This window comes from Streptomyces sclerotialus, from assembly GCF_040907265.1.
GTDB lineage: Bacteria > Actinomycetota > Actinomycetes > Streptomycetales > Streptomycetaceae > Streptomyces > Streptomyces sclerotialus.
The window spans coordinates 3788213-3805339 of the sequence record NZ_JBFOHP010000002.1; the positions used below are offsets into that span (position 1 = coordinate 3788213).

The window sequence follows — 17127 nt, forward strand, 5'->3', positions numbered from 1 at the left end:
TCCCCGGCGGCTGCCCGTCGGCAGCGGCCGGGGACGCCGGGCCGGTCAGCGGCTCACCGCGGCACGATGTCCGGCGCCCCCAGCCGGGCCGCGTCCGCCGTCAGGTCGTCGGGCTGCCGCTGGGACTCCCGCTCGGCCTCGACCCGCTTCTCGTAGTGCTCGACCTCCCGGTCGATCTGGTCCTGGTCCCAGCCCAGCGCCGGGGCCATCAGCTCGGCGACCTCGCGGGCGCTGCGGGTGCCCCGGTCGAAGGTCTCGATGGAGATGCGGGTGCGCCGGGTCAGCACGTCGTCCAGGTGGCGGGCGCCCTCGTGCGTGCAGGCGTAGACGACCTCGGCGCGGAGGTAGTCGTCGGCGGCGGCCAGCGGGGCGCCGAGTGACGGATCGTCGGTGATCAGCGCCAGTACCTCCTCGGCGAGCGAGCCGTAGCGGTTCAGCAGATGCTCTATGCGGGCGACGTGCAGGCCGGTGCGCGCCGCGATGTGCGCCCGCGCGTTCCACAGCGCCTTGTACCCCTCCGCGCCGACCAGCGGGATGTCCTCGGTGACGCACTCGGCCACCCGCTGGTCCAGCCCGTGCACCGCCTCGTCCACCGCGTCCTTGGCCATGACCCGGTACGTCGTGTACTTGCCGCCCGCGACCACGACCAGACCCGGCACCGGGTGCGCGACGGTGTGCTCGCGGGACAGCTTGCTGGTCGCGTCCGACTCGCCCGCCAGCAGCGGCCGCAGCCCCGCGTAGACGCCTTCGACGTCGTCCCTGGTCAGCGGGGTCGCGAGGACCGCGTTCACATGTTCCAGGAGGTAGTCGATGTCGGCGCTGGAGGCGGCGGGGTGCGCCTTGTCCAGGTCCCAGTCGGTGTCGGTGGTGCCGATGATCCAGTGCCGTCCCCAGGGGATGACGAAGAGCACGCTCTTCTCCGTGCGGAGGATCAGCCCGGTGGTGGAGTGGATGCGGTCCTTGGGCACGACCAGGTGGATGCCCTTGGAGGCGCGGACGTGGAACTGGCCGCGCTCGTTGATCAGCCCCTGGGTGTCGTCGGTCCACACGCCGGTGGCGTTGACGATCTGCCGGGCGCGGACCTCGTACTCACCGCCGGCCTCCACGTCCTGCACCCGCGCACCGACCACCCGTTCGCCCTCACGGAGGAAGCCGATCACCCGGGCCCGGTTGGCGACCGCGGCACCGTACGCGGACGCCGTACGCACGATGGTGGCGACGTACCGGGCGTCGTCCATCTGGGCGTCGTAGTACTGCAGGGCGCCGACCAGGGCGTCCTTCTTCAGGCAGGGCGCGACACGCAGCGCGCGCGAACGGGAGAGGTGGCGGTGGGCCGGCAGCCCGCGGCCGTGCCCGGAGGAGATCGACATCGCGTCGTACATCGCCACGCCCGTACCGGCGTACCAGCGCTCCCAGCCCTTGTGCTGGAGCGGGTAGAGGAAGGGCACCGGCTTCACCAGATGCGGCGCGATCCGCTCCAGCAGCAGCCCGCGCTCCTTCAGTGCCTCGCGCACCAGCGCGAAGTCCAGCATCTCCAGATAGCGCAGCCCGCCGTGGATCAGCTTGCTGGAGCGCGATGACGTGCCCGAGGCCCAGTCCCGCGCCTCGACCAGGCCGGTGGACAGTCCGCGCGTCACCGCGTCCAGTGCGGTGCCCGCGCCGACGACTCCGCCGCCGATCACCAGCACGTCCAGCTCGCGTTCCGCCATCCGTGCCAGTGCTCCGGCGCGCTCGGCCGGTCCCAGTGTCGCTGTCCTCACCACTGCCTCCCGCTTCGGTCGGTGCTGTGATCGCTGCCACACCCCGTTGTCGATTCTGTCCGGAGGCGGCGGGGCCAGCCACCCTCCGCGCGCTGACTGGGTGGGAAGGCGCCACTCCGCACCCTTGATCCGCCAATCCCCATTCTGGGTCAAATGTCCGCTTAGTCTACTTATGCGCCACCTGGAATCGCTCGGGAAGGACGGCCAGCATGCCCGCAGACCTCGCCGTCATCGGACTCGGCCACATCGGCCTCCCCCTCGCCGAGGCCGCCGTCGCCGCCGGCCTCGGCACCATCGGCTACACCTCCGGACCACCCACCGCCGCGGCGCTCGGCGCCGACGGCCCCCTCTCCCCCACCGAAGTACGCCGGCTGCTCACCGCCGGCTTCCGCACCACCACCGACCCCGCGGCGCTCGGCCGGGTCCGCACGGCCGTCATCTGCGCCCCCACCCCGCTCGGCGAGGACGGCGCCCTGGATCTGCGCGCGGTGGCCGACGCCGCCCGCACCCTCGCCGCACATCTGCGCCCCCACACCACGGTGATCCTCGAGTCGGCGGGGTACCCCGGTACGACCGAGGAATTCCTCCGGCCGCTCCTGGAACAGGGCTCCGGACTCACCGCGGGACGCGACTTCCACCTCGCCTGCTCCCCCGCCCGGTACGACCCCGGCAACCGCCGCTACGGGCACGCCAACACCCCGAAGGTCATCGGCGGCCTCACCCCCGCCTGCACCGAGGCCGCCGCCGCCTTCTACGGCCGGCTCACCGACAAGGTCGTCCGCGCCCGCGGCCCCAAGGAGGCCGAGACCGCGGGGCTCCTGGAGACCAACTACCGGCACGTCAACATCGCCCTGATGAACGAGATGGCCGTCCTCTGCCACGACATCGACGTGGACCTCTGGGACGTCATCCGCTGCGCCGAGACCAAGCCCTTCGGCTTCCAGGCCTTCCGCCCCGGGCCCGGCGTCGGCGGCCACGCGGCCCCCGTCGACCCCAACCACCTCGCCGGCAAGGGCCGCCCGCCCGGCCACCCGCTCCGCATGGTCGAACTCGCCCAGGAGGTCAACGGGCGGATGCCCCGGTACGTCATCCAGCGCTGCGCCACGCTCCTGAACGAGCACGGCAAGTCCGCGCGCGGCGCCCGCGTCCTGCTCCTCGGCGTCACCTACAAGCCGGACATCGCCGACCAGGAGGGCTCACCGGCCCGCGAGATCGCCGCCCGGCTGCTGGAGCTGGGCGCCCACCTGACGTACCACGACCCGTACGTCCCCCAGTGGCAGGTGCTCGGCCGCCCCGTCCCCCGCGCGGACTCCCTCTACGAGGCCGCCGCCGGCGCCGACCTCACCCTGCTCCTGCAGCACCACCGCACGTACGACCTCCAGGGCCTGGCCGTGAAGGCCCAGCTCCTGCTGGACACCCGCGGGGCGACACCGACAGGGGCAGCCCACCGGCTGTGACGCCTGTCATGCAAAGGGGCCCCGCCGCGCCGGCAGGGCCCCTTGCACACGAAGTACGCGGATTACGCGCGCACGGTCACCTCGACCCGCTGGAACTCCTTCAGGTCGGAGTAGCCGGTCGTGGCCATCGCACGGCGCAGCGCGCCGAAGAAGTTCATCGAACCGTCCGGGGTGTGCGACGGGCCGAGCAGGACCTCCTCGGTCGTGCCGACCGCACCGAGGTCCATCCGCTTGCCGCGCGGCACGTCCTCGTGGACGGCCTCCATGCCCCAGTGGTGGCCCCGGCCCGGCGCGTCGGTGGCGCGGGCCAGCGGGGAGCCCATCATCACGGCGTCCGCGCCGCAGGCGATGGCCTTGGGCAGGTCGCCGGACCAGCCCACGCCGCCGTCGGCGATGACGTGCACGTACCGGCCGCCGGACTCGTCCATGTAGTCCCGGCGGGCCGCCGCGACGTCCGCGACGGCGGTGGCCATCGGGACCTGGATGCCCAGGACGTTACGGGTGGTGTGCGCGGCGCCGCCGCCGAAGCCCACCAGCACGCCGGCCGCGCCGGTACGCATCAGGTGCAGGGCCGCGGTGTAGGTCGCGCAGCCGCCGACGATGACCGGGACGTCCAGCTCGTAGATGAACTGCTTGAGGTTCAGCGGCTCGGCGGCGGAGGAGACGTGCTCGGCGGAGACGGTGGTGCCGCGGATCACGAAGATGTCCACGCCCGCGTCCACGACCGCCTTGGAGAACTGGGCGGTGCGCTGCGGGGAGAGCGCGGCGGCGGTGACCACACCGGAGTCGCGCACCTCCTTGATGCGCTGGCCGATCAGCTCTTCCTTGATCGGGGCCGCGTAGATCTCCTGGAGGCGGCGGGTCGCGGCGGACTCGTCCAGCTCGGCGATCTCCGCGAGCAGCGGCTCCGGGTCCTCGTACCGGGTCCACAGGCCTTCGAGGTTGAGGACGCCCAGGCCACCCAGCTCACCGATGCGGATGGCGGTCTCCGGGGAGACCACGGAGTCCATCGGAGCGGCCAGGAAGGGCAGGTCGAAACGGTAGGCGTCGATCTGCCAGGCGATCGAGACCTCCTTCGGGTCGCGGGTCCGCCGACTCGGTACGACGGCGATGTCGTCGAAGGCGTACGCCCGGCGGCCGCGCTTGCCGCGCCCGATCTCGATCTCAGTCACTGTGTGGCCTTTCCTCTGTGTCTGCCGTTCCAGTATCCCTGACATGCCGGAGCCCGCGGACGGCTGTCCGCGGGCTCCCCCTCAAGCCGTGGTTCCGGAACCGGGCCTACCCGCTCAGCGGGCGTTGTAGTTCGGTGCCTCGACCGTCATCTGGATGTCGTGCGGGTGGCTCTCCTTGAGGCCCGCCGAGGTGATCCGCACGAAGCGGCCCTTCTCCTGCAGCTCCGGGACCGTGCGGCCGCCGACGTAGAACATCGACTGGCGCAGGCCGCCGGCGAGCTGGTGGACGACCGAGGAGAGCGGGCCGCGGTAGGGCACCTGGCCCTCGATGCCCTCGGGCACCAGCTTCTCGTCGGAGGCGACGCCCTCCTGGAAGTACCGGTCCTTGGAGAAGGACTTGCGGTCGCCGCGGGTCTGCATCGCGCCGAGCGAACCCATGCCGCGGTAGGACTTGAACTGCTTGCCGTTGATGAACATCAGCTCGCCCGGCGACTCCTCGCAGCCCGCCAGCAGCGAGCCGAGCATCACCGTGTCGGCGCCCGCGACGAGGGCCTTCGCGATGTCACCGGAGTACTGCAGGCCGCCGTCGCCGATGACCGGGACGCCGGCCTCCTTGGCGGCGAGCGAGGCCTCGTAGATCGCGGTGACCTGCGGGACGCCGATGCCGGCGACGACGCGGGTGGTGCAGATGGAGCCGGGGCCGACGCCGACCTTGATGCCGTCCACGCCGGAGTCGATCAGCGCCTGGGCGCCCTCGCGGGTGGCGACGTTGCCGCCGACGACGTCGACGGAGGAGTTCGACTTGATCTTGGCGACCATGTCGCCGACCAGCCGGGAGTGGCCGTGCGCGGTGTCCACGACGATGAAGTCCACACCGGACTCGATCAGCGCCTGGGCCCGCTCGTACGCGTCGCCCGCCACGCCGACGGCCGCGCCGACCAGCAGCCGGCCCTCGGAGTCCTTGGCGGCGTTCGGGTACTGCTCGGCCTTGACGAAGTCCTTGACCGTGATCAGGCCCTTGAGGACACCCGCGTCGTCGACCAGCGGCAGCTTCTCGATCTTGTGGCGGCGCAGCAGCTCCATGGCGTCCACGCCGGAGATCCCGACCTTGCCCGTGACCAGCGGCATCGGGGTCATGACGGCACGGACCTGACGGCCGCGGTCGGTCTCGAAGGCCATGTCGCGGTTGGTCACGATGCCGAGCAGCTTGCCCGCCGCGTCGGTCACCGGCACACCGCTGATACGGAAGCGTGCGCACAGGTCGTCGGCCTCGGCCAGGGTCGCGTCGGGGTGCACCGTGATCGGGTCCGTGACCATGCCGGACTCGGAGCGCTTGACCAGGTCGACCTGGTTGGCCTGCTCCTCGATGGAGAGGTTGCGGTGCAGCACGCCGACGCCGCCCTGACGCGCCATGGCAATGGCCATCCGGGCCTCGGTGACCTTGTCCATCGCCGCGGACAGCAGCGGGACGTTCACCCGGACGTTCTTCGAGATGTACGAGGAGGTGTCGATCTGGTCGGGCGACATGTCGGAGGCGCCCGGCAGCAGCAGCACATCGTCGTAGGTCAGCCCGAGTGTCGCGAATTTTCCGGGGACTCCGTCGACGTTGGTCATGACACCTTCCCAATGGCCTTGATCAGTGCGGATGTCCATGCTAACGGGAATGACCGGTGGCTCATTCCACGAGCAAGATCACCCATGTTCTTTGTACGTTCACACGTACGGATCAGGGCGTTCGGCAGGCCACCCCGCTCCGTACGCGGGGACGGCGGCGCCTACTGCTCGGCGAGCGCCCGGAGCCGGCTGAGCGCGCGGTGCTGCGCGACCCGGACCGCTCCCGGCGACATCCCCAGCATCTGCCCGGTCTCCTCCGCCGTCAGCCCGACCGCCACCCGCAGCAGCACCAGCTCCCGCTGGTTCTCCGGCAGGTTGGCCAGCAGCTTCTTGGCCCACTCCGCGTCACTGCTGAGCAGCGCCCGCTCCTCGGGACCGAGCGAGTCGTCCGGCTGCTCCGGCATCTCGTCCGAGGGCACGGCCGTGCTGCCCGGGCCGCGCATCGCGGCTCGCTGCAGGTCGGCGACCTTGTGGGCGGCGATGGCGAAGACGAACGCCTCGAACGGCTTGCCGGTGTCCCGGTAGCGCGGCAGCGCGCAGAGCACCGCCACGCAGACCTCCTGCGCGAGGTCCTCGACGAAGTGGCGAGCGTCACCCGGCAGCCTGGACAGCCGCGTACGGCAGTAGCGCAGGGCGAGCGGGTGCACATGCGCGAGGAGGTCGTGCGTCGCCTGCCGGTCCCCCTCGACGGCACGTGCGACGAGCCCGCCGATCTCCTGGGTCCCGTCCTCGCGCATCGGTCCATGGTGCCTTGACGCCGCACGGTTCGCGGCATCGCCCCCGTAGTTGTGCACCGAAGTGTTATGCGTCGGTGTGCCAGCACTCACGTCCCACGCCTCCCCCTTTCGGGTGTTGCCCATGCCGGACCCGAGACGTCGCCCACGGCGTTCACCGGTGCCGCGTGGCACCGTGAGGGGCATGTCCGTCATGAGGTCTCTTCTGGCCGAGTGAGAAGCCCCGGCCCTGGAGCCGGGGAGGAGTCACACCTCAAGCATGCGGCATCGCGTGAGGTTTCGGCGCCGGACGGCGGCACAGCGGGGCCGTGGCACGCGCCACCCTTCCGGAACGGCGCGCGACGCGGCCCCGCTGTGCCCTCGCCGACGAACGGCTCAGCGGACCAGGCCCCAGCGGAAGCCGAGCGCCACCGCGTGTGCGCGGTCGGAGGCGCCGAGCTTCTTGAAGAGCCGGCGGGCGTGCGTCTTGACCGTGTCCTCGGAGAGGAACAGCTCGCGCCCGATCTCGGCGTTGGACCGCCCGTGGCTCATGCCTTCCAGCACCTGGATCTCCCGCGCGGTGAGCGTCGGCGCCGCGCCCATCTCGGCGGACCGCAGCCGGCGCGGGGCGAGCCGCCACGTCGGGTCGGCGAGCGCCTGGGTCACCGTCGCGCGCAGCTCGGCGCGCGAGGCGTCCTTGTGCAGATAGCCGCGGGCGCCGGCGGCGACGGCGAGCGCCACGCCGTCGAGGTCCTCGGCGACGGTGAGCATGATGATCCGGGCGCCCGGGTCGGCGGACAGCAGCCGGCGCACGGTCTCGACACCGCCGAGGCCGGGCATCCGTACGTCCATCAGAATCAGGTCCGAGCGATCGGCACCCCAGCGGCGGAGGACTTCCTCGCCGTTGGCCGCGGTCGTCACGCGCTCGACACCGGGGACGGTCGCAACCGCCCGACGGAGCGCCTCTCGGGCAAGCGGGGAGTCGTCGCAGACGAGGACGGAAGTCATGGCCGTCCTCCGCAGCTGATGCGCGTCACGTTGTGCCTCCAGGCTGGTACGTATCGTCACCTGTGCGATTGACGGCCTCGGACACCTGCCCGGGGAGTCCCTCTGTCAACCGCTTCCGCACTCTCAACGACGGTCACCCGAAAGAGTTACGGGCTGAGGGGCCGTTTTCGACACTCTATGTGAGGGGCCGGACACGCAGCAGCAAGACCCGCGCCCCTCGGCACTCCACTTTCCGCAACCTGTCCGCTTTGCCCTGTTCGGTGCTTTTTTTCCGTTTGGACATTGTCTGAGGCAAGATTCGAGAAGAGTCATATTTACATCTACTTAGAAGGTAGATGTACGGTCATGAGCAGGAGCCCGATACCGCCACGCTTCGAGGGGACTAGCAATGGCAGATTTCTCCCGCCTTCCGGGCCCGAACGCGGACCTCTGGGACTGGCAGCTGCTCGCCGCCTGCCGCGGCGTGGACAGTTCACTCTTCTTCCATCCCGAGGGTGAGCGCGGTGCGGCCCGTAGCGCACGCGAGACGTCGGCGAAGGAGGTCTGCATGCGCTGTCCGGTACGCGCGGAATGCGCAGCCCACGCCCTGGCCGTCCGCGAGCCGTACGGCGTGTGGGGCGGCCTGACCGAGGACGAGAGGGAAGAGCTGATGGGCCGGGCCCGGCATCGCCTGGTGCCGGCGGGCGGCTCCGGTCCGGCGATGATGCACAGAGGCTGACGCTCCGTAAGGACACCCGAACAGACGAAACGTTTCTGCACCCGTACCGGCGGGAGAACGGTACGGTGCAGGGCGGTACGGGGCCGGATCAGCGGCCGCCCGCGGCGGCCAGCTGGTCGAGCATGGCCGTCACCGCCGGGACCTGGGCCAGGTCCGGCAGGGTGAGTGCCACGATCTCGCGCTGCACGACCGGCTCCAGCAGGACCGTCCGCGCGCCCTTGGGGCGTACGGAGGCCAGCGCCAGCTCCGGCAGCGCGGCGACACCCAGCCCCGCGCCGACCAGGCCGATCACCGCCGGGTAGTCGTCGGTCGCGAAGTCGATGCGGGGCGTGAAACCGGCGCTCTCGCAGACCGAGACCAGGTGGCGGCGGCAGCGCGGGCAGCCCGCGATCCACGGCTCCTCGGCCAGCTCGGCGAAGCCGGCCCGGCCCACTTCGGCGAACCGGTGCCGCTCCGGTACGAGCCCCACCAGCCGGTCCGTGAGCACCCGGCGGACGATCAGGTCGTCCCACTCGGACTCGGCGGCCGGGTCGGCGCCCGGCACCTCGGGGTAGCGGAAGGCCAGCGCGATCTCGCAGTCCCCGCCGCGCAGCATCTCGATGGAGCGCGGCGGCTCCGCCTCGTCCAGCGAGACCGCCGTACCCGGGTGCGCGGCCCGCATCGCGGCCAGCGCGGTGGGCACCAGGGTCGAGCTGCCGGAGGGGAAGGACACCAGCCGCACCCGTCCGGCGCGCAGCCCGGCGATCGCCGCGACCTCCTCCTCGGCCGCGGTGAGCCCGGCGAGGATGCCGACGGCGTGCCGTACGAGGGCCTCGCCCGCCTCGGTGAGGCGCATCTCGCGGCCGGCACGGATGATCAGTGGCGTACCCGCCGCGTGTTCGAGCGCCTTGATCTGCTGGGAGACGGCGGGCTGGGTGCAGCCGAGCTCCCGTGCGGCGGCGGAGAAGGAGCCGGTCCGGGCGACGGCGCGCAGCACGCGGAGATGACGGGCCTCGATCATTCCTCAAGCATAAGCACTACTTGGGGCGGAGCCGGAATTATCGGTCACCGCTTTGGAGCGCCACGATCCGTGCCGGGCGGGCCGCACGGGTGGACTTTTCGGCGCGAAGACGACCGCTACTGGGCTGGATACGTACGGTACGCGGCAGGGAAGTGGCGGGCGGGGCAGGGCAACTGACGGTGGGTCGGTCACCCGCACGGCGGGTGCCGGGCCCGGCGGGGCCCCGCCGGACAGATAGCGTTCTCTTATGACGACTGCATTGGTCACGGGAGCGACGGCGGGCATCGGAGCGGCGTTCGCGCGCCGGCTGGCGGCCGACGGACACAACCTGGTGCTGGTGGCCCGTAACGAAGAGAAGCTGCGCGAGCACGCGGCCGAACTGCACGACCGGCACGGCGTCGAGGTCGGTGTGCTGACCGCCGACCTGGCGACGGAGGAGGGCATCGAGGCCGTCGAGAAGCGGCTCGACGACCGCAAGCACCCGGTGGACCTGCTGGTCAACAACGCGGGCTTCGGCAACAAGGGCGAGTTCCTGGACGTCCCGATGGCCGACGAGCTGGCGATGCTGAAGGTGCACTGCGAGGCGGTGCTCCGGCTGACCTCGGCGGCGGTGAAGGGGATGCGCGAGCGGCGGCGCGGCGGGGTCGTCAACGTCGCCTCGGTCGCGGCCTTCGTACCGCGCGGGACGTACGGCGCGAGCAAGGCGTGGGTCGTGCAGTTCACCCAGGGCGCGGCGCGCGATCTGGCGGGCAGCGGGGTGCGGCTGATGGCCCTGTGCCCGGGCTTCGTCCGTACCGAATTCCACGAGCGCGCCGGGATGGGCACCGACAACATCCCCGGCTGGATGTGGCTGGACGCGGACAATCTGGTGGACGCCGCGATGAAGGACCTGGCCCGCGGCCGTTCCCTCTCCATCCCCGACCCGCGGTACAAGGCCCTGATGGGCGTCGTGAAGCTCGCCCCGCGCAACCTCCTGGGCGGCGTCACGTCCCGGACGGGGCGGAAGTACGGGCCGCAGTAGCCGGTCGGGTACCGGAAAGCCCGAGGCCCGGCTCCCCATCGGGGGCCGGGCCTCGTTGTGGAGTCAGCTCACTCAGTGCGCGTGGCCGTGACCGTGACCGGCCTCGGCCTCCTCCTCTTCCTTCTTCTCGACGACCAGGGTCTCGGTCGTGAGCAGCAGGGAGGCGATGGAGGCGGCGTTCTCCAGGGCGGAGCGGGTGACCTTGACCGGGTCGATGACGCCGGCCTTCACCAGGTCGCCGTACTCGCCGGTGGCGGCGTTGAAGCCGTTGCCCTTGTCGAGCTCGGCCACCTTGGAGGTGATGACGTAGCCCTCCAGGCCGGCGTTCTCGGCGATCCAGCGCAGCGGCTCGACGGCGGCGCGGCGGACGACGGCGACACCGGTGGCCTCGTCGCCCTCCTTGCCGAGGTTGCCCTCGAGCACCTTGACGGCGTGGACCAGGGCGGAGCCACCACCGGAGACGATGCCCTCCTCGACCGCGGCGCGGGTCGCGGAGATGGCGTCCTCCAGACGGTGCTTCTTCTCCTTGAGCTCGACCTCGGTGGCCGCACCCACGCGGATGACGCAGACGCCACCGGCGAGCTTGGCGAGGCGCTCCTGGAGCTTCTCGCGGTCCCAGTCCGAGTCGGTGGTCTCGATCTCGGCCTTGATCTGCGCGACGCGGCCGGCCACGTCCTCGGCCTTGCCGCCACCGTCGACGATGGTGGTGTCGTCCTTGGTGACGGTCACGCGGCGGGCGGTGCCCAGCACGTCCAGACCGGCCTGGTCGAGCTTGAGGCCGACCTCCTCGGCGATGACGGTGGCACCGGTGAGGGTGGCCATGTCGCCGAGCATCGCCTTGCGGCGGTCACCGAAGCCGGGGGCCTTCACGGCGACGGCGTTGAAAGTGCCGCGGATCTTGTTGACGACGAGGGTCGACAGGGCCTCGCCCTCGACGTCCTCGGCGATGATCAGCAGCGGCTTGGAGGAGCCGGCCTGGATGACCTTCTCCAGCAGCGGCAGCAGGTCCTGGATCGAGGAGATCTTGCCCTGGTGGATGAGGATGTACGGGTCCTCGAGGACGGCCTCCATCCGCTCCTGGTCGGTGACCATGTACGGGGAGAGGTAGCCCTTGTCGAAGGCCATGCCCTCGGTGAAGTCGAGCTCCAGGCCGAAGGTGTTGGACTCCTCGACGGTGATGACACCGTCCTTGCCGACCTTGTCCATCGCCTCGGCGATGAGCTCGCCGACCTGCTTGTCCTGGGCGGACAGGCCGGCGACGGCGGCGATGTCGGACTTCTCGTCGATCGGGCGGGCCGTCGAGAGCAGGTCGTCGGACACGGCCTTGACGGCGGCGTCGATGCCCTTCTTCAGGGCGGCCGGGGAGGCACCGGCGGCGACGTTGCGCAGACCCTCGCGGACCAGCGCCTGGGCCAGGACGGTGGCGGTGGTGGTGCCGTCACCAGCGATGTCGTTGGTCTTGGTCGCCACCTCCTTCACCAGCTGGGCGCCGAGGTTCTCGTACGGGTCGTCGACCTCGACCTCACGGGCGATGGTGACACCGTCGTTGGTGATGGTGGGGGCGCCGAACTTCTTGTCGATGACGACGTTGCGGCCCTTGGGGCCGATCGTCACCTTGACCGTGTCGGCAAGCTTGTTGACGCCGCGCTCGAGGGCGCGACGGGCGTCCTCGTCGAACTTCAGAATCTTCGCCATGAGTTACGTGTCCTTAGTCGTACTCTCAACGAAATGCGCCCCTGCCCCGGGTGGTGAGACGCGGGAACCAGGGGCGCAGATCAGAACAGCTGGGGTGAAGCGTCGGCCTGGGGAAACCCAGGTCCCGGCTTACTTCTCGACGATCGCGAGAACGTCGCGAGCCGAGAGGACGAGGTACTCCTCGCCGTTGTACTTCACCTCGGTGCCGCCGTACTTGCTGTAGAGCACGACGTCGCCGACGGAAACGTCGAGCGGAAGACGGTTGCCGTCCTCGAAGCGGCCCGGGCCCACGGCCAGGACGACGCCCTCCTGGGGCTTCTCCTTGGCGGTGTCCGGAATGACCAGGCCCGAAGCCGTGGTCTGCTCGGCGTCGAGCGGCTGGACCACGATGCGGTCCTCGAGCGGCTTGATGGCAACCTTGGAGCTGGCGGTCGTCACGATCCGACCTCCCCCTTCGGAGATCTCACGGGGTTAACTGTCTGAGGTGGCGACCAGGTGGATCCGTCGTCGCGGGTGCCGGACCTGCCCGTCGCTGTGTTTGGCACTCTCCAGTGGTGAGTGCCAGCGCCGAGACTATGACGCGGTTAGCACTCGGTCAAGCGGAGTGCCAACGTGGCTCGCAAAGAGATCCACGACCTGCCCCAGAATGGGACGGGTGAACCCTCTCGACGCCTTCTCCGCGCTGCTCACCGATGAAGGCCGGACCCTGCTGGCCGGCCTCCGCGACCACGACCCCGCCCAGGAGCTCGCCACCGCCACCCGGCTGCGCCGCGAGCACCCCGCCGGCCTGGTGTCGGCGGCCCTGGGCCAGGCCCGGCTGCGGCAGCGGGCGGTCGCGAAGTTCGGCGCCGAGGACGCGTACCGGATGTTCTTCACCCCGAACGGCGTCGAGCAGTCCACCCGCCGCACCGTCGCCGTGCACCGCGCGGCCCGCCTCGCGGAGCTGGGCGTACGCAGCGTCGCCGACCTGTGCTGCGGCATCGGCGGCGACGCGATCGCGTACGCCCGGGCGGGCATCAGCGCCCTGGCGGTGGACCACGACCCGCTCACGGCGGAGGTGGCCCGCGCCAACGCCGAGGCGCTCGGCCTGTCCGACCTCATCGAGGTGCGCTGCGCGGACGTCACGGAGATCGACACGAGCCCGTACGACGCCGTCTTCGTGGACCCGGCGCGGCGTGGCGGCCGCGGCCGCGTCTTCGACCCCGAGGCGTACTCCCCGCCCCTCTCCTGGGCGATCGAGGCGGCCCGCAAGGCCCCGCGCGCCGCGCTGAAGATCGCGCCCGGCATCCCCCACGAGGCGATCCCCGAGGACGCCGCCGCGGAGTGGATCTCGGACGGCGGCGACGTGAAGGAGGCGGTGCTCTGGTTCGGCACGGAGCCGGGCGAGATGCGGGCGACCCTGCTGCCCTCGGGCGCCGCGCTCCGCACCACGGCCCCGCTCCCCGACCCGCCCGTACGCCCCGTGGGCCGCTATGTGTACGAACCGGACGGCGCTGTCATCCGCGCGCACCTGGTCGCGGAGGCCGCGGCCGAGCTCGACGGCGGCCTGATCGACGAGACCATCGCGTACGTCACCGCCGACGAGCTGCGCCCCACCCCGTACGCCGCCGCCTACGAGATCACCGACGAGCTGCCCTTCAACCTGAAGAAGCTCAAGGCACTCCTCCGGGAACGCGAGATCGGCGTGCTGACGGTCAAGAAGCGCGGCTCCGCCGTCGAACCGGAGGAGATCCGCCGCAAGGTCAAGCTGCGCGGCCCGAACGCGGCCACGGTGCTCCTCACCCGCGTCGCGGGCGCCCCGACGATGCTCGTCGGGCAGCCCGCGAAGCCCGTCGACGGCTGATCACGAGTACCGGCCGATCACAGGTACAGACTGATCACGAGTACAGGTTGTCCTTGCTGACCTCGTGCACGTGATCGTGGCTGTGCCCGTGGCCGTGGTGGGAGTGCGGGACGCCGTGCCGGTGCTCGTGGCCCGGGGCCGGGACGTGCGGCTCGGTGACCGGGAGGGAGGAGTCGGCGGACAGCTCCCAGGCGGAGTGCGGGCGGTTCCGGGCGACCATCTCGGCGCCGAGGGCCGCGACCATCGCACCGTTGTCCGTGCACAGCTTCGGGCGCGGCACGCGCAGCGTGATGCCCGCGTCCTCGCAGCGCCGCTCGGCCATCGCGCGCAGCCGGGAGTTGGCCGCCACGCCGCCGCCGATCATCAGGTGGTCCACACCGTGGTCCTTGCAGGCCCGGACGGCCTTCCGGGTCAGCACGTCCACGACGGCCTCCTGGAAGGACGCGGAGACGTCCGCCACCGGCACCTCCTCGCCCGCTGCCCGCTTGGCCTCGATCCAGCGGGCCACGGCGGTCTTCAGGCCGGAGAAGGAGAAGTCGTACTTCGGGTCGCGGGAGCCGGTCAGGCCGCGCGGGAACGCGATGGCCTCCGGGTCGCCCTCGCGGGCCATCCGGTCGATGACCGGGCCGCCGGGGAAGCCGAGGTTCAGCACGCGGGCGACCTTGTCGAACGCCTCGCCCGCCGCGTCGTCGATCGTCGAGCCCAGCGGCCGTACGTCGGAGGTGATGTCCGGCGCGAGCAGCAGCGAGGAGTGGCCGCCGGAGACCAGCAGCGCCATCGTCGGCTCGGGCAGCGCGCCGTGTTCGAGCTGGTCGACGCAGATGTGCGAGGCGAGGTGGTTGACGCCGTACAGCGGCTTGCCCAGCGCGTACGCGTACGCCTTGGCCGCCGAGGTGCCGACGAGCAGGGCGCCGGCGAGTCCTGGCCCCGCCGTGACCGCGATGCCGTCCAGGTCGGAGGCGGCGACGCCGGCCTCCTTCAGGGCGCGCTGGATGGTGGGCACCATCGCCTCCAGGTGCGCGCGGGAGGCGACCTCGGGGACGACGCCGCCGAAGCGGGCGTGTTCGTCGACGCTGGAGGCGATGGCGTCGGCCAGCAGGGTGTGACCGCGGACGATGCCGACACCGGTTTCGTCGCAGGAGGTCTCGATGCCGAGGACGAGCGGTTCGTCAGCCATTGATCGGTGTTCCTTGTACGAGGGATTCGGAGGTGTAGCGCATGACCAGGGCATCGACGTTGCCCGGCTGGTAGTAGCCGCGGCGGAAGCCGATGGGCTCGAAGCCGAAGCGTTCGTACAGCCGCTGGGCACGGAGGTTGTCGACGCGCACTTCGAGGAGGACTTCGTGGCACTCGAAGGCGGTGGCGGCGGTGAGCAGGTCGGCGAGGAGCCGGCCGCCGAGCCCGGAGCCCCACTGGTCGCGGGCGGTGGCGATGGTCTGGACGTCGCCGGTGCCGTCGACGGCGGCGAGTCCGGCGTAGCCGACGAGCCGGCCGTCCCGCTCGGCGACGGTGTAGTGGCGGTTCGCGCCGGGCCCGCGGGCGTGTGCCAGCTCGGACCAGAACATCCCGCGCGACCAGGCGTCCTCGGGGAACAGCTCCTCCTCCAGCGCCAGCACCGGCTCGATGTCCCACCAGCGCATCTCGCGCAGCACGGCGGCGGGCTGGTCGGCGTGGGCGGTCACTTGGGGGTGACCACCTTGTAGTTGGCGGGGACCTGCGCGTCCGGCCGCCGCAGGTACAGCGGCCGCGGGGGCAGCAGTGTCTCGCCCCGGGCCAGCTTCTCGGCGGCGAGCGCGCCGAGCGCCGCCGCCGACTGGTGCTCGGGTCCGTCCGCCCGTACGCCGTCGAAGGTGCCGTCGTACAGCACGGCGCCGGCGCCCACCGCCGGCACCCCGGCGACCTGCTCGGCGATGTCGGCCGGGCGGTCGACGGCGGGCTCGGTCAGCCGGGTACGGAAGTCGCCGTAGCGGGCCCAGTAGACCTCCTTGCGGCGCGCGTCCGTCGCCACCACGAAGGGTTCCGTGAGCCCGGAGGCGTACGCGATGCCGTCCAGCGAGCACAGGCCGTGCACGGGCACGTCCAGGGCCGCGCCGAAGGTGGCGGCGGTGACCAGGCCGACGCGCAGCCCGGTGTACGGGCCGGGACCGACGCCCACGGCGATGTCGGTGACCGCGTCGAGCTTCACTCCGGCCTCGCCGAGCACCCGGTCGACGGCGGGCAGCAGCAGTTCACCGTGGCGGCGGGCGTCCACCTCGCGGGCCTCGGCGAGCACGCGCGGGGCGGCCGTACCGCCGTCCGGGGCGGGGTCGCAGCTGAGCAGCGCGGCGGAGACGGCGGGGGTTGCGGTGTCAAGGGCAAGCAGCAGCACGTCCTCAAGACTACGGCGCGGCGGACACCGCCCTGCCGGGTGCTGCGCTCGCCGGTACGCTGCGTGCTGGGACTCCGGCACGTCGCGTGCCGGCTTTCGGACCTCGGACGCGTACGGACCCGTACGGAAAGGTGGCACGGCGGTGGCCGCTAGGAGCAGCTCGATCGTGACGGCTCTCACCGTGATGGCACTGGCCGCGGTCGGCTTCCTGGCCTTCCAGGCCTCGGCCGACGCCTCCGACCCGCTGAAGCCGGTCCGCTCCGCCAAGGGCGTCTCGGCGTCGCCCACGCCGTCGGGGCAGCAGAAGCCCGAGGAGTCGGCGGCGGAGAAGGAGAAGCGGGAGACCGCGGTGCCGGCGCACTCCGGTACGGGGAAGCGCGTGGTGTACGCGCTGGACTCCCGGCGGGTGTGGCTGATCGGTCCGAAGGAGCAGGTCCTGCGCACGTACGAGGTCGTCCCGAGCACGGTCAGCCCGGCGCCCGGGGCGTACTCGGTGACCACGCGCTCGGCGAGCGTGACCGGTTCCGACGGGATCCCGATCGAGAACGTCGTGCGGTTCGCCACGGTCGACAACGTGGTGGTCGGCTTCAGCGCGGCGGTCGACGGGTCGATGCCGCAGCCGGACGCGCAGCAGAAGAAGACGGGCGGCGTCCGCGAGAAGCGCGCCGACGGCGCGGCGATGTGGAAGTTCGCCACGGTCGGCACGAAGGTCGTCGTCGTCCCGTAGCCGCTCCGCGGCGGCACCCGTACGGCGCAGG

The 17127-nt window shown here is 71.5% G+C and carries 16 protein-coding genes; 5 read left to right on the plus strand and 11 right to left on the minus strand.

Annotation, left to right across the window (positions count from 1 at the left end):
• Positions 1-53 precede the first annotated feature (53 nt).
• A complete protein-coding gene (locus AAC944_RS16725; RefSeq protein ID WP_078888779.1) occupies positions 54-1760 on the minus strand; it encodes a glycerol-3-phosphate dehydrogenase/oxidase in 1707 nt (568 codons plus the stop codon).
• A gap of 209 nt (positions 1761-1969) precedes the next feature.
• Here AAC944_RS16725 and AAC944_RS16730 point away from each other — a divergent pair, with 209 nt between their 5' ends.
• Complete coding sequence (locus AAC944_RS16730) at positions 1970-3217, plus strand: nucleotide sugar dehydrogenase (RefSeq protein WP_030619822.1); 1248 nt, start codon at positions 1970-1972, stop codon at positions 3215-3217.
• 62 nt (positions 3218-3279) lie between these two features.
• Here the strand turns inward: AAC944_RS16730 and AAC944_RS16735 are convergent, their stop codons facing one another.
• The 4 genes from AAC944_RS16735 to AAC944_RS16750 form a co-directional block, all read right to left on the minus strand.
• Positions 3280-4389: a GuaB3 family IMP dehydrogenase-related protein gene (locus AAC944_RS16735; protein WP_030619826.1), complete on the minus strand. Its 1110-nt coding sequence runs from the start codon at positions 4387-4389 to the stop codon at positions 3280-3282.
• Between the two features lie 114 nt (positions 4390-4503).
• A complete protein-coding gene (gene guaB / locus AAC944_RS16740; RefSeq protein ID WP_030619829.1) occupies positions 4504-6003 on the minus strand; it encodes an IMP dehydrogenase in 1500 nt (499 codons plus the stop codon).
• A gap of 161 nt (positions 6004-6164) precedes the next feature.
• On the minus strand, positions 6165-6740 hold the full coding sequence (locus AAC944_RS16745; RefSeq protein ID WP_030619831.1) for a sigma-70 family RNA polymerase sigma factor: 576 nt from the start codon (positions 6738-6740) through the stop codon (positions 6165-6167).
• Between the two features lie 372 nt (positions 6741-7112).
• Positions 7113-7724, minus strand: a complete 612-nt coding sequence (locus AAC944_RS16750) for a response regulator transcription factor (protein ID WP_003948568.1) — start codon at positions 7722-7724, stop codon at positions 7113-7115.
• A gap of 388 nt (positions 7725-8112) precedes the next feature.
• Between AAC944_RS16750 and AAC944_RS16755 the strand changes: the two genes are divergently transcribed.
• Positions 8113-8442 (plus strand): WhiB family transcriptional regulator, encoded by a 330-nt coding sequence (locus AAC944_RS16755; RefSeq protein WP_030619834.1) that lies wholly within the window; start codon positions 8113-8115, stop codon positions 8440-8442.
• A gap of 88 nt (positions 8443-8530) precedes the next feature.
• Here AAC944_RS16755 and AAC944_RS16760 read toward each other — a convergent pair whose 3' ends face one another.
• Entirely contained in the window at positions 8531-9442 is a 912-nt protein-coding gene (locus AAC944_RS16760; protein ID WP_030619836.1) for a LysR family transcriptional regulator, read from the minus strand.
• Positions 9443-9689: 247 nt separating this feature from the next.
• On the opposite strand from AAC944_RS16760, the gene AAC944_RS16765 reads away from it, so the two are divergent.
• Positions 9690-10463 carry an SDR family NAD(P)-dependent oxidoreductase gene (locus AAC944_RS16765; RefSeq protein ID WP_030619838.1) on the plus strand — a complete coding sequence of 258 codons (774 nt, stop codon included), beginning with the start codon at positions 9690-9692 and terminating at the stop codon, positions 10461-10463.
• Positions 10464-10535: 72 nt separating this feature from the next.
• Here AAC944_RS16765 and groL read toward each other — a convergent pair whose 3' ends face one another.
• Complete coding sequence (gene groL / locus AAC944_RS16770; protein ID WP_030619840.1) at positions 10536-12158, minus strand: chaperonin GroEL; 1623 nt, start codon at positions 12156-12158, stop codon at positions 10536-10538.
• Between the two features lie 129 nt (positions 12159-12287).
• Complete coding sequence (gene groES / locus AAC944_RS16775) at positions 12288-12596, minus strand: co-chaperone GroES (protein ID WP_019329594.1); 309 nt, start codon at positions 12594-12596, stop codon at positions 12288-12290.
• Positions 12597-12804: 208 nt separating this feature from the next.
• On the opposite strand from groES, the gene AAC944_RS16780 reads away from it, so the two are divergent.
• Positions 12805-14001: a THUMP-like domain-containing protein gene (locus AAC944_RS16780; protein WP_030619844.1), complete on the plus strand. Its 1197-nt coding sequence runs from the start codon at positions 12805-12807 to the stop codon at positions 13999-14001.
• A 34-nt stretch (positions 14002-14035) separates the two neighbouring features.
• On the opposite strand, the gene tsaD is transcribed toward AAC944_RS16780, so the two are convergent.
• The 3 genes from tsaD to tsaB are packed head-to-tail and all read right to left on the minus strand — an operon-like array spanning position 14036 to position 16369.
• Positions 14036-15178 carry a tRNA (adenosine(37)-N6)-threonylcarbamoyltransferase complex transferase subunit TsaD gene (gene tsaD, locus AAC944_RS16785; protein WP_030619847.1) on the minus strand — a complete coding sequence of 381 codons (1143 nt, stop codon included), beginning with the start codon at positions 15176-15178 and terminating at the stop codon, positions 14036-14038.
• Entirely contained in the window at positions 15171-15641 is a 471-nt protein-coding gene (rimI, locus tag AAC944_RS16790) for a ribosomal protein S18-alanine N-acetyltransferase (RefSeq protein ID WP_051872136.1), read from the minus strand. Before rimI ends, tsaD begins: the two co-directional genes overlap by 8 nt.
• 38 nt (positions 15642-15679) lie before the next feature.
• A complete protein-coding gene (gene tsaB, locus AAC944_RS16795; RefSeq protein WP_030619849.1) occupies positions 15680-16369 on the minus strand; it encodes a tRNA (adenosine(37)-N6)-threonylcarbamoyltransferase complex dimerization subunit type 1 TsaB in 690 nt (229 codons plus the stop codon).
• Between the two features lie 142 nt (positions 16370-16511).
• Here tsaB and AAC944_RS16800 point away from each other — a divergent pair, with 142 nt between their 5' ends.
• Positions 16512-17096: a hypothetical protein gene (locus AAC944_RS16800; protein WP_030619850.1), complete on the plus strand. Its 585-nt coding sequence runs from the start codon at positions 16512-16514 to the stop codon at positions 17094-17096.
• Positions 17097-17127 lie beyond the last annotated feature (31 nt).

What these genes read in the sequence shown, in the direction of transcription:
- rimI (WP_051872136.1), bottom strand. Translation starts at nt 15,641, where the DNA reads ATGCGCTGGTGGGACATCGAGCCGGTGCTGGCGCTGGAGGAGGAGCTG.
- groL (WP_030619840.1), bottom strand. Translation starts at nt 12,158, where the DNA reads ATGGCGAAGATTCTGAAGTTCGACGAGGACGCCCGTCGCGCCCTCGAG.
- AAC944_RS16730 (WP_030619822.1), top strand. Translation starts at nt 1,970, where the DNA reads ATGCCCGCAGACCTCGCCGTCATCGGACTCGGCCACATCGGCCTCCCC.
- AAC944_RS16760 (WP_030619836.1), bottom strand. Translation starts at nt 9,442, where the DNA reads ATGATCGAGGCCCGTCATCTCCGCGTGCTGCGCGCCGTCGCCCGGACC.
- guaB (WP_030619829.1), bottom strand. Translation starts at nt 6,003, where the DNA reads ATGACCAACGTCGACGGAGTCCCCGGAAAATTCGCGACACTCGGGCTG.
- tsaD (WP_030619847.1), bottom strand. Translation starts at nt 15,178, where the DNA reads ATGGCTGACGAACCGCTCGTCCTCGGCATCGAGACCTCCTGCGACGAA.
- AAC944_RS16745 (WP_030619831.1), bottom strand. Translation starts at nt 6,740, where the DNA reads ATGCGCGAGGACGGGACCCAGGAGATCGGCGGGCTCGTCGCACGTGCC.
- AAC944_RS16765 (WP_030619838.1), top strand. Translation starts at nt 9,690, where the DNA reads ATGACGACTGCATTGGTCACGGGAGCGACGGCGGGCATCGGAGCGGCG.
- AAC944_RS16780 (WP_030619844.1), top strand. Translation starts at nt 12,805, where the DNA reads ATGGGACGGGTGAACCCTCTCGACGCCTTCTCCGCGCTGCTCACCGAT.
- AAC944_RS16750 (WP_003948568.1), bottom strand. Translation starts at nt 7,724, where the DNA reads ATGACTTCCGTCCTCGTCTGCGACGACTCCCCGCTTGCCCGAGAGGCG.
- AAC944_RS16755 (WP_030619834.1), top strand. Translation starts at nt 8,113, where the DNA reads ATGGCAGATTTCTCCCGCCTTCCGGGCCCGAACGCGGACCTCTGGGAC.